The 10,910-nt window shown below is 63.2% G+C and carries 11 protein-coding genes and 1 pseudogene; 7 read left to right on the forward strand and 5 right to left on the reverse strand.

Going from position 1 to position 10,910, the window contains the following annotated elements; all coding sequences use genetic code 11:
• The first annotated feature begins 18 nt into the window (after positions 1-18).
• A complete protein-coding gene (locus O7A61_RS16095; protein ID WP_337130608.1) occupies positions 19-759 on the forward strand; it encodes an SDR family NAD(P)-dependent oxidoreductase in 741 nt (246 codons plus the stop codon).
• A 244-nt stretch (positions 760-1,003) separates the two neighbouring features.
• A complete protein-coding gene (locus tag O7A61_RS16100) occupies positions 1,004-1,222 on the forward strand; it encodes a hypothetical protein (protein WP_015318519.1) in 219 nt (72 codons plus the stop codon).
• Positions 1,223-1,272: 50 nt separating this feature from the next.
• Here O7A61_RS16100 and O7A61_RS16105 read toward each other — a convergent pair whose 3' ends face one another.
• Positions 1,273-1,776 carry an OsmC family protein gene (locus O7A61_RS16105; RefSeq protein WP_027144133.1) on the reverse strand — a complete coding sequence of 168 codons (504 nt, stop codon included), beginning with the start codon at positions 1,774-1,776 and terminating at the stop codon, positions 1,273-1,275.
• Between the two features lie 192 nt (positions 1,777-1,968).
• On the opposite strand from O7A61_RS16105, the gene O7A61_RS16110 reads away from it, so the two are divergent.
• From O7A61_RS16110 to O7A61_RS16120, 3 genes are all read left to right on the forward strand, one after another.
• Positions 1,969-3,486, forward strand: coding sequence for a S10 family peptidase (locus O7A61_RS16110; RefSeq protein WP_337130609.1), 1,518 nt, complete (start codon positions 1,969-1,971; stop codon positions 3,484-3,486).
• 181 nt (positions 3,487-3,667) lie between these two features.
• On the forward strand, positions 3,668-4,774 hold the full coding sequence (gene aguA / locus O7A61_RS16115; RefSeq protein WP_337130610.1) for an agmatine deiminase: 1,107 nt from the start codon (positions 3,668-3,670) through the stop codon (positions 4,772-4,774).
• 75 nt (positions 4,775-4,849) lie between these two features.
• Positions 4,850-5,953 carry a polyamine ABC transporter substrate-binding protein gene (locus O7A61_RS16120; RefSeq protein ID WP_337130612.1) on the forward strand — a complete coding sequence of 368 codons (1,104 nt, stop codon included), beginning with the start codon at positions 4,850-4,852 and terminating at the stop codon, positions 5,951-5,953.
• 19 nt (positions 5,954-5,972) lie between these two features.
• On the opposite strand, the gene O7A61_RS16125 is transcribed toward O7A61_RS16120, so the two are convergent.
• The 3 genes from O7A61_RS16125 to O7A61_RS16135 form a co-directional block, all read right to left on the reverse strand.
• On the reverse strand, positions 5,973-6,680 hold the full coding sequence (locus O7A61_RS16125) for a response regulator transcription factor (protein ID WP_032935341.1): 708 nt from the start codon (positions 6,678-6,680) through the stop codon (positions 5,973-5,975).
• Between the two features lie 166 nt (positions 6,681-6,846).
• Positions 6,847-7,695, reverse strand: coding sequence for a glutathione S-transferase family protein (locus O7A61_RS16130; protein WP_337130613.1), 849 nt, complete (start codon positions 7,693-7,695; stop codon positions 6,847-6,849).
• A gap of 26 nt (positions 7,696-7,721) precedes the next feature.
• Positions 7,722-8,303: a VOC family protein gene (locus tag O7A61_RS16135; protein ID WP_337108047.1), complete on the reverse strand. Its 582-nt coding sequence runs from the start codon at positions 8,301-8,303 to the stop codon at positions 7,722-7,724.
• Positions 8,304-8,640: 337 nt separating this feature from the next.
• Between O7A61_RS16135 and O7A61_RS16140 the strand changes: the two genes are divergently transcribed.
• Positions 8,641-9,528 carry a DMT family transporter gene (locus tag O7A61_RS16140; protein WP_337130614.1) on the forward strand — a complete coding sequence of 296 codons (888 nt, stop codon included), beginning with the start codon at positions 8,641-8,643 and terminating at the stop codon, positions 9,526-9,528.
• 55 nt (positions 9,529-9,583) lie between these two features.
• Positions 9,584-10,492, forward strand: coding sequence for a DMT family transporter (locus O7A61_RS16145; RefSeq protein WP_337130615.1), 909 nt, complete (start codon positions 9,584-9,586; stop codon positions 10,490-10,492).
• A 205-nt stretch (positions 10,493-10,697) separates the two neighbouring features.
• Here the strand turns inward: O7A61_RS16145 and O7A61_RS16150 are convergent.
• Positions 10,698-10,910, reverse strand: a pseudogene (locus O7A61_RS16150) (LysR substrate-binding domain-containing protein); the annotation flags it as partial.

The raw sequence follows: 10,910 nt of genomic DNA on the forward strand, positions 1-10,910 counted from the left end.
ATCTGCGGAAGCCATCGCATGACCTTCGACCTTACCGGCCGCATTGCGGTCGTCACCGGTGCCTCGCGCGGCATCGGCTATTTCATCGCCAGGGAATTGGCGGCCGCCGGTGCGCATGTCATCGCGGTTGCCCGCACCGTCGGTGGGCTGGAAGAACTCGACGACCAGATCAAGGCGGCCGGCGGCCAGGCGACGCTGGTGCCGCTCGATCTCGCCGACATGGCCGGCATAGACCGGCTAGGGGGCGCCATCAACGAGCGCTGGGGCAAGCTCGACATTCTCGTCGCCAATGCCGGCGTGCTCGGCGTCATCTCGCCGATCGGCCATGTCGAGGCCAAGACCTTCGAAAAGGTGATGACCATCAATGTCACCTCGACCTGGCGGCTGATCCGCTCCGTCGACCCGCTGCTGCGGCTTTCGGATGCCGGCCGGGCGATTATCCTGTCTTCCAATGCCGCGCATTCCGCGCGCGCCTTCTGGGCGCCTTACGCGGCATCGAAGGCGGCGGTCGAGACCATGATGCGCTCCTGGGCGCATGAGACGCAAAGCCTGCCGCTGCGTGTGAACGCCGCCGACCCCGGCGCCACGCGCACCGCGATGCGCGCGCAAGCCGTGCCCGGTGAGGATCCCGAGACATTGCCGCACCCCTCCGAGATCGCCAAACGCATCGTGCCGCTGGCCAGCCCGGATCTCACAGAGACCGGGCTGATCTTCCAGGCCAAGCACAACCGCTTCGTCGCCTACCGGCAACCGGAATAAACTCGAGCCGGTGCCGAAGAGGCAGCCATGATGGATCATCACGACCGCACCGTTCTCGATGCCTCGGCGGCTGTTCTTTGCGACCGATTGAGTGACGGCTGCAACACGCCCAGCCCGAAAACCTGCAGAATCATGACGCGGCTGCGATCTAAGGCGGCGGTCATGCTTTCGTCATTTCCGAGGAGTTGTTAGCATTGGACGACTCCCACACCAAGCGCCCTGCTGGGCAGACAAGGAAAACTCCATGGCTACGACCGCAGCATTGGTCTGGTATCTGGTAATCGCCGGCCCGCAGGGCGGCATGGTCGTGCTGCCCAGCACCTTCGACAAGCGCGAACAATGCACCGCCGCCATCACCGAGTATCAGAAGCAGCCGACACCCGCCGGCTGGTCCGTGCAGTGCGTGCCGAGCGCCTCGCCCTTCACCGACGAAGGCGACGCCGAAGAGCCGGCGGCTCAGTAAGCATCAGGTATCACAAGGCCCGCTGCCATTGCCGCGGGCCTTGTGATTCATCACCGCGCGCTCACCGTCAGTTCCGGCTTCTGGTTGATGGTCTGGAACACCACGCAATAGCGCTCGGTCAGTTTCAGCAGCGAATCAATGCGCTCCTGCGGTTCCTGCGTGTCGAGACTGAAATTGAGCCGGATGGCGCGAAAGCCTACCGGCGCGTCCTTGGCGACGCCAAGTGTGCCGCGAAAATCAAGGTCGCCTTCGGCTTCAACGGTCGCGGCGCCGAGCTTGAACTCGAGCGCCGTGGCCACCGCCTTCAGCGTCACCCCGGCGCACGCCACCAGCGCCTCGAGCAGCATGTCGCCGGAGCACAGTTCGAGCCCTGAGCCGCCTGTTGCCGGATGAAGGCCGGCGATTGCCAACGCCCTGCCCGTCTCCACCTTGCAGGCCACCGACTGTTCGTCGATCGAGCCCTTTGCCCTCAGCGTGATCAGTGCTTGCGCGGCGTCGTCGCGGTAGGCCTGCTTCAGCGGCGCCTGCATGGCCTTGAGCTCGGTTGCGTCCATTTTCGTTCCTTCCGAATGGCTTTCTGCCTTGATAGCACGGTCGTGCAAGACGTGTGAGCCAATCCGAGCAGGACGTCCCAAGCTATCAGGAACTGGTGTCGGCGGGACAGCAGGGGGCTCGCCATCCTCTATTCCCTTTGACTTCATTCGCCTCGGCCATACCTATGCGGATGTCGTTCCCGCGGAGGCCTCATGCGTTCCAAGCTGAAACTCGTCTGCCTTGCCCTCTTCATGCTTGCCGGCTTCGCGCAGCCTCTCCTGGCTGAAACGCCAGAGCGGCCGGCGCCCGCGGGCGGCGTGCTGTCGCTGCTGCCGCCGCCCGCGATCACCGACCATTCGATCAGCATTGGCGGGCGCAGCCTGCAGTACCAGGCAAAGGCCGGCACGCTCCCGCTGCTCTCCGGCAAGGGCGAGGTCACAGCGGAAATCTTCTATGTTGCCTATACGCTGAAACCGCGGGAGAGCGTCGCGGCGGAAGCACCGCGGCCGATCACCTTCGTGTTCAACGGCGGCCCGGGCGCCGCATCAGCCTATCTGCATCTCGGCGCGATCGGACCGCGCATCGTGGCGACCGGAGCCGACGGGGAATTCCTCCCTTCGCCGCAAAAGCTCGTCGATAATTCCGACAGCTGGCTCGACATGACCGACCTCGTCTTCGTCGACCCGGTGGGAACCGGCTACAGTCGCGAGGCCCCTGGCCAGGACACGCACGACTTCTGGGGCGTCAGCCAGGACGCCAGTTCGATCGGCGCCTTTATCCGGCTCTATCTCGCCCAAAACGGCCGCACGGGATCCCCGCTGTTCCTCGCCGGTGAGAGCTATGGCGGGTTCCGGGCGGCACTGCTTGCCAGGACGCTGCAGGAAGATATCGGCATCAGCCCGAGCGGCATCGTGCTGATCTCACCGGCGCTGGAATTCACCCTGGTGCAGCCCGACGAATTCGAGCCGCTGCATTGGGCTCTCGAACTGCCCTCCCTCGCGGCGGTCCGCTTGCGCAGTGAAGGTGTCAACGGCGATACACTGCGGAAAACGCTCGCCGAGGTCGAACATTATGCACTTGGCGAATACCTCACCGCGCTCACCAGCGGGCTGGAGCAAGGCGGGCGGCTGGCGAGCGATCGCGTGGCCGAGATCACCGGCCTGCCACCCGACCTCGTTCACCGCAACTTCGCCCGCGTCCCGACCTCGCTCTTCGCAAGGGAGTTTGCCCGTGCCACTGGCAAGGTGCTCAGCCCCTATGACGGCATGATCGCGACGGCGGACATCGCTCCCCAGAGCGCCCGCATCGCCGGTCCCGATCCGGTGCTGGACCGCAGCGTGCCGGCGCTGACCTCGGCCTTTGTCGGTTACGCGCGCGACGAACTGAACTTTCGCACCGATGTCAGCTACCGCTTGCTGAACGGTGATATCAGCCACAACTGGGACTATGGCACGAGCACCTCGCGCCAGGGCTATGCCGGTGTGATGGACGATTTGCAGCGAGCGCGCTCTCTGAATCCCGCGCTGGGCGTCGTCATCGTCAATGGCTACACCGATCTCGTCACTCCTTATCTGGCGTCACGTTATCTGGTCGGCCAGATCCCGTCGCTCGCCGGCGCCAGGCCGATCCGCCTCGACGTCGTTGAAGGTGGGCACATGATGTATCTCAAGCCGGACGGCCGGCGCGCGCTGAAAGAGGCCGCTTCGGAACTTTACCAGGCGACGCAGTAAACGACAGAGACATCGAACTTACGGGCAACCAAGGCCCGGCACCAATGGTGCTCGCCCCAGCCGAACGCAGGCCAGTGGCTAGCGCAGTGATCAAGGTATCCCAAATGGGACATTGACGGACAAGGCCCTAAAACCGTCTGATCCGGAAAAGTTTCGTCGTCCCATTTTCCGGTATCCCACAATGTCACATACGCTCTCGACCACACCGAGGCAGGATGGTTTTCGCGCCCCTGGCGAATTCGAACCCAAATCAGGCTGTTGGCTGATCTGGCCAGAACGGCCGGACACATGGCGTCTGGGTGCCAAGCCCGCGCAGAAGCTGTTCGCCAATGTCGCGGCGGCGATCGCACAAAGCGAGCCGGTGACCGTGGCGGCATCCAGCCGCCAGTGGCGGAACGCCAGAGCGCGATTGCCTGCCGACGTGCGCGTCGTGGAAATATCCACCAACGATTCCTGGCTGCGCGACAGCGGCCCCAATTTCGTCGTCAACGACCAAGGCAGCGTTCGCGGCGTCGATTGGATTTTCAACGCCTATGGCGGTTTCGACGGCGGCCTCTACTCGCCATGGGATTTGGACGACCTCGCGGCGCAAAAAGTCCTCGAGGTTGAGAGGATGGACCGCTACCGCGCGCCGCTGGTCGCCGAAGGTGGCGGTTTGCAATGCGATGGCCAGGGAACGCTCATCACGACCGAGCAGTGCCTGCTCAATCGCAATCGTAATGCCCATCTCGGCAAGGCGAAGGTGGAACAGCAGCTTGGCGACTATCTCGGCGTCGACAAAATCATCTGGCTGCCGCGCGGTTTTGCCTTCGACGAGACCGATGGCCATGTCGACGACCTCTGCTGCTTCGCGCGCCCTGGCGTGGTCGCGCTGAGCTGGACCGAAGACCGGGACGACCCGCAATATGAGATCGTGCGCGAAGCCGAGGAGGTGCTGCGTTCGGCCCGTGACGCGCGTGGCCGTGGTCTTGAGGTTCATCGGCTTCCTCACCCCCTGCCGATCGAAATGACGATGGAGGAGAGCGAGAGCGTGGACCGGGTCGATTCGACCTGGGCACGGCCGGCCGGCAACCGGATCGCGGCGAGTTACATCAACTATTATCCAGGCAACAGCGTCGTGGTCGTGCCTGAGTTCGGCTGCGATCTCGACCGGACCGCAAAGCAACAACTGGCCACGCTGTTTCCCGACCACAAGGTGGTCGGCATCGAGAACTCCCGCGAAATCCTGCTCGGCGGCGGCAACGTCGCCTGTATCACCTTACCGGTTTACGCGCCGCAACGGCGTTGAGCGGCAAGGGTGCCGACAGTGAAATTGGAACGGTGCACACCGCATCGGCCCGCCACCAGCGAAAGAAGGACACCCATGCGCTCTCTGCTCTTCCCAGTCCTTAATGCCGCGCTTGCCTGCGGCATCTGCTTCGGCGTTGCCCGGGCGGACGATGAGAAGGTCGTCAACGTCTACAACTGGTCCGACTATATCGCGCCGGACACGGCTGAGAAATTCGAGAAGGAGACAGGTATCAAGGTCCGCTACGATGTCTATGATGGCAACGAGGTCCTTGAAACGAAACTGCTCACCGGCGGCTCGGGATATGACGTGGTCTATCCCTCGGCCTTTCCATTCCTGAAGAACCAGGTGAAGGCTGGCGTTTTCCTGCAGCTCGACAGATCGAAGCTTTCAAACCACTCGAAGATCGATCCGCAAGCCTTGTCGCTGATCGCGGGCGCGGATCCGCACAACCTGCACGCCGTGCCTTACATGGCCGTCACGGACGGCATCGGCTACAATGTCGCTGCCATCAAGCAACGGATGCCGGACGCGCCGACGGATTCCTTCGCCATGGTCTTCGACGCCGATGTCGTCAAGAAATTCTCCGATTGCGGCGTCGCCATGATCGATGCCCCGGCGGAGATCATTCCGATGGCTATGAACTACCTGCACAACGACCCCAGGTCGACCAGTCCGGACGACCTCGCAAAGGTAGAAGAGCTGATGGGCAAGGTGCGGCCCTATATCCGTTACTTCCACTCGTCGAAATACATCAACGATCTGGCGAACGGCGACATCTGTGTCGTGCTGGGCTGGTCGGGCGACATATTGCAGGCCAAGACCCGTGCGGCGGAATCCGCCAAGAAGCTGGAAATTGCCTATTCCATTCCCAGGGAAGGCACGCTGATAAACTTCGACACGATGGCGGTGCCGAAGGATGCGCCGCATCCGGAGAATGCCGAGGCCTGGATCGATTTCAATTTGCGGCCCGATATCGCAGCGGCCAATTCCAGTTATGTTTCCTACGCCAATGCGATCCCGGAATCCCTGCCGCTGATGGATCAGGCTGTCGCCAAGGATCCCGGCGTTTTCCCGCCCGACGACGTAAAAGCCAAGCTGTTCGTGGTCGAGAACAACGACGCAAAGTTGCTGCGACTGCAGAACCGCATGTGGACACGCGTCGTGACGGGGCAGTGAAGCTGGCGAAACGAAACCGTCAGTCGCGCGGGGCCTCCCAGCCGGCGGCCAGCAACTCGACCTGGGAGTGCACACCGAGCTTGCGGTAGACCTGCTTGATGTGGTTGCGCACGGTGCCGGGTGAAATCGACAGGTTTCGCGAAATCGTCTTGGCGCTGCCGCCCTCGATCAGGAGCCGTGCGATCTGCCTTTCCCGGGCGCTGAGGTGCGACCCTGCGGCTTCGATTGCGGCCCCCTTGTCCCGAAGACGGCACAAATGAAGCAGCCTTTGCAGAATAAGCTTTGTGGCGCTGCTCGCCGCGCCGGCCACCGCCAGATCATGCTCGCCAAAACGCGGCGCGCCATCGCGGCGCAGAAAGGTCACATAGCCGGCGGTCAGTCCGTCGAGGTTGAACACGCCGGTTATTTCATCGAAGCTGCCGGACGGCCCGTAGAATTCGCGATAATACGGAGTGCGCTGGAAATCGCCGTGGCTGAGAGCCGACAACGGCAGCAGGAAATCCTGTCTGGTGCTGGCGAACCTCTGGAAGAAGGGATCCTGGCGATAGATGCGCGCATCATAGTCGCGGTTCCAGTGATCGGGTCCGGCCTCGTCGATGGTCAGGGAGGTTATGTCGCGACGATAGAAGCCGACATAGGCACGATCCGAGCCAAGCAGCACGCTTGCCGCCGCGCTGAAGCGGGCCGACAAGTCTTCGGGCGTTGCCGCCAGGGCCGCGGCGGCCACGCCACCGCTCCAGCGTCCAAGCCGGTCGAGAGAAAAATTCGACTGCATGCGCGCCCAGACTAACGCAAGCCCCGCCAACTTCAAGCTGCCGGGGATCCACGACGCCACAGGCGAAACCAGTCCTGCGGCCGCCTCCGCAGATCATCGCCCCATCAACTGGTTGGAATCACGCCTGGGCTTGCGACCTCACATGGGCGATGTAGCCGCGTACGTCGCCGGCCGGGCCGGCGTAGGCCTTGCCGAGCTTCTTCTCCATTGCCGCCATGTATTCCTTCGCCCATTTCGGCAGGGCGTAGTCGATGACGGCGAGGAACTCGAGGGTCGCCGCAAGGCGGATGTCGGCGATCGACGGGCTCTTGCCGCCGATGAACGGCTTGCCGTCGCGGAAGAAGGAGTGGAAGACCTCGAGCGGTTCGGCAATGGCGGCGACCGCGGCCTTCTGTGCCTCCGATTTCCTGTCCGGGTGGGCGTCGCTGTGCCCGACCTCGCCGGCATATTGCGGGAAGCCGAGCGCCGGATAGGTGGCGCGCGCCACATAGGGATAGAGCGTGCCGATCAGATAGAACATGGCGCTGTCTATCATCGCCCGCTTGGCTGGCGCCTTGGGGTAGAATTTCTCCAGTCCATGTTTGTTGGAAAGATATTGCATGATGGCGCAGCTCTCCCAAAGCACGCCGCGCGGCAGGCCCTTGTCCTCGATCATCGGCGTCAGATGGGCCGGATTGCGCGCCATGTATTCCGGCGAGCGCGTGTGCCCCCACGCATCGGCCTCCGCATGGTCGAGCCCGGCAGCGCGGGCAAAGACGCGAACGGTCATGTTGTTGACGCTCGGCTTCAGCATGCTGATTGTCAGTGTTGGTTTCTTTGCCGGTTTCGCCTTGGCTTTGCCGGCGGCTGCCTTTGACGCCGTCTTGGCCGCGGGTTTGGCCGCTGCTTTTGCTGCCGGCTTCGCTGCGGCTTTTGACGCCGTCTTGGCCGCCGGTTTCCTTGCGCTCTTCGTCACTGTCTTTGCCACGTATTCCTCCCTTGCCTGTTCAGCCTTCAATATGGATTTTTGGGTGCCCGGTCGGCCGACAATGTCGCGCGCGCGCGTTCCACCAGCGCCTGGATGGCGTCAGCCAGATGCACTTCGGCGATGTTGTAGTCGCCACGCGCGACACGAAGCTTATGCGCCTCCATCAGCACGTCGGCATGGGTGAAGCCGGCAGGCGGCTCGAAACGGTAGGAGGCAAGCTCGATCAGCAGGCCGAGCGGATCCTCGAAATAGATCGAATCCATGAAGCCGCGATCCTTGACGCCGCTGTGCTTGATGGCGCGCTCGTCGAGCCGGGCGACCGCCTGCAGGAAGGTGACGCGCGACACCGCAAAGGCGATGTGATGAACGCAGCCCGGGTCGGTCGGGGTGCGGCGCTTCACGGCCGTGCGGGTCTCGTCGGTGAAGATGGTGATCAGCCGGCCGTCGCCCGGATCGAAATACAGATGGCTTTCGGTCGGCTTGTCGAGGTTGGGCTGCTCGAAGATGAAAGGCATGCCCAGCACACCTTCCCAGAAATCGATCGAGGTCTGGCGGCCGGCACCGACCAGCGTGATGTGATGGACGCCTTGCGACTGCAGTTTCTGCATCGGCCTTCTCCCCCCAAAATATCCGCTCTGTCAAACGCGGCCCATCAGGCCGGACCTGCGCATGCTACATCCGGCATGGGCTGAGCGCTAATTTCCTGTCCGTTCCCCGGCGTTCTGCGCGCCTGCCCTTCGGCCCCCGCTTTATGAGACGATGCTAAACCAATCAGCCGTGCCGCGCCAGAAGCCGCATCCGGGACCGGCTGTTCGCGCTGCCTTCCCCTGCCCCAAACGCAAGCACGGCGCTGGAGCAGCGCCGCGCGGGATTTCGCCCGTATAGCTGGCGGGAGCGGAGCCGACTGGGGCTGGAGCCGCCTTCACTCAAGCAGGCGCACGCCTTATGGCCGATATCGCCATTCTCGATACACGCGAAAGGGTTCTCGCCGGCATCTTTTTGACCGGCGCCGCCTACTTGCTGTTTTCGACGCAGGATGCCTCGATCAAGCTGCTGGTTACCAGCATGACTGTCTGGCAGATCATGTTCTTCCGCAGCATCACCATTCTCTGCGCTTGCGCGGCCATAGGCGGGCGGGCGCTGTTCGCCGATACGGTGCGCTCGCCGATCGTGCGGCCGATGCTGGTGCGCAGTGCCTTCACGCTTGCCGCATGGCTTTGCTATTACAACGCGGCTCGCAGCCTGCAACTCGCCGAACTGACCACCGTCTATTACGCGGCCCCGATCATCGTCACCGTGCTTTCGGTGGTCCTGCTCGGCGAAAAGGTGCCTGTCCTGCGCTGGCTGGCGGTTCTGATCGGCTTTGCCGGTGTCTTTGTCGCCTGCGATCCCGCCCATCTCGGCCTTTCGGTACCCGTGTTGCTGGTGCTGACGGCGGCCGGCCTGTGGGGCATCGCCATCGTGCTCCTGCGCAAGACGGCCCTTGCCGAGCGCTCGATGATCCAGCTCCTCCTCAACAATTTCTATTTCCTGGTGTTTTCGGCGGTGCCGGCTTTGTTGTGGTGGCATACGCCGGACCCGACGCAATCGCTGCTTCTTGCCAGCGTCGGTGCACTCGGCGGCCTGGCGCAATATCTTCTCTTCGAAGGCATGAAGCGCTCGCCGGCATCGATCCTGGCGCCACTCGAATACACCTCACTGTTGTGGGCGTTCGCGCTCGGCTACGCGATCTGGGGCGATGTGCCACGCCGCGAGGTTTTTCTGGGTGCTGCCCTTATCGTCGCCGCCGGTCTGCTGATCGTCGGCGGCGAGCATTTCCGCAAGCGGCTTTGATGTTCATTATTGCTGACGTTACGATGTCAGTATGGAGTGGCGTAGTCTTGCGGCCATGACTGATATGACAGCCACCACCGACACTGGCACCGAGCGCACGCTTGGTATCATACTGGTGTCGTCCTCGGCGGCCGTATTCGGGCTGACCGGTGTGCTGACCAAGTCGATCCATGCCGATCCGCTGACGATTACCTGCTGGCGCGGCTTTGTCGGCGCGATCCTGATCAGCCTCTACGTGCTGTGGCGCCGCCTCCGTGCCGGCAACCACGAACCGCTGCGGCTTGGCTGGCGCGGCTGGCTGCTGGCGGTGGAAGGCGCGCTGGCCAGCATCGCCTTCATATCGGCTTTCAAGTTCACTTTCGTCGCTAATGTCGCGGTCATTTACGCGACGTCGCCCTTCATTGCCGCCGTGCTGGCCTGGATGCTGGTGCGCGAGCCTTTCCGCCTGCAGACGATGGTGGCCGCGGCCGTGTCGCTGTGCGGGGTTGCCATCATGGTGTGGTCGGGTTTCGGCACCGGCAACCTGTTCGGCGACGGGCTGGCGCTGCTGATGACGGCCGGCAGCGCGCTTTACATGATCATGGTGCGCGCGTTCCGCGACACGCCCGTGGTGTGGGCCGGCGCGGTTTCGGCCTTCCTGTTGTTCATACTTGGCTGGTTCGTTACCGATCCCCTGGCGGTCTCAGCAAGGGACGCGGTTCTGCTTGCCACATTCGGCGCGTCCTTCGCGCTGGCTTCCATCCTGTGGACGGAAGGCTCGCGGCTTATCCCGGCGCCTGAATCCGGCCTGCTCGGCTCGGCGGAAGTGCCGTTCGCGATCTTGTTTGCATTTCTGTTCCTGGCCGAAATACCGCCGGTGGCCAGCATGGTCGGCGGCGCGATCGTGCTCTGCGCGGTCTTTGCCCACGCCGGCCGCGACTGGCTGATGGCACGCTCCCGGCAAGCGTCGTCAAATATTTCTTAAAAAATTTCGGAAGTCACGGAACCATCACCGTGCTCGGACATTATTGCTGCGACGGGCCACCCCCCAAGTCCCCCCAAACCCCTCGGCCCGTCTCACTCCCAAGCCGACCGCAAGGTCGGCTTTTTCTTTGCAATAGACCGGCCCGACCGCAAGGTCGGCTTTTTCTTTGCCAACAGGCTGATGACGGAATGTGGCCTCGTTGAATTCAACCAGGCGATCCGGAGAGAGCCAGGTTGGCACCCAGCAACGCCGCCAAATCGCTCGCGGACACATCGGCGCCGGCGCGCAGCCGGATCGCGAACTCAGCCATCGGCACCTGCGGCAGGCCAAGCTCGCGCGGTGCTTCGACAATGCCGGAATGGGCAAAGCGAGGGGTTCGCAAGGTCAGCGCCAAGCCGGCATTCACCGCGGTACGCAG

This window comes from Mesorhizobium sp. Cs1321R2N1 (genome assembly GCF_037179725.1).
In the GTDB taxonomy this organism is placed as follows: Bacteria; Pseudomonadota; Alphaproteobacteria; order Rhizobiales; family Rhizobiaceae; genus Mesorhizobium; species Mesorhizobium salmacidum.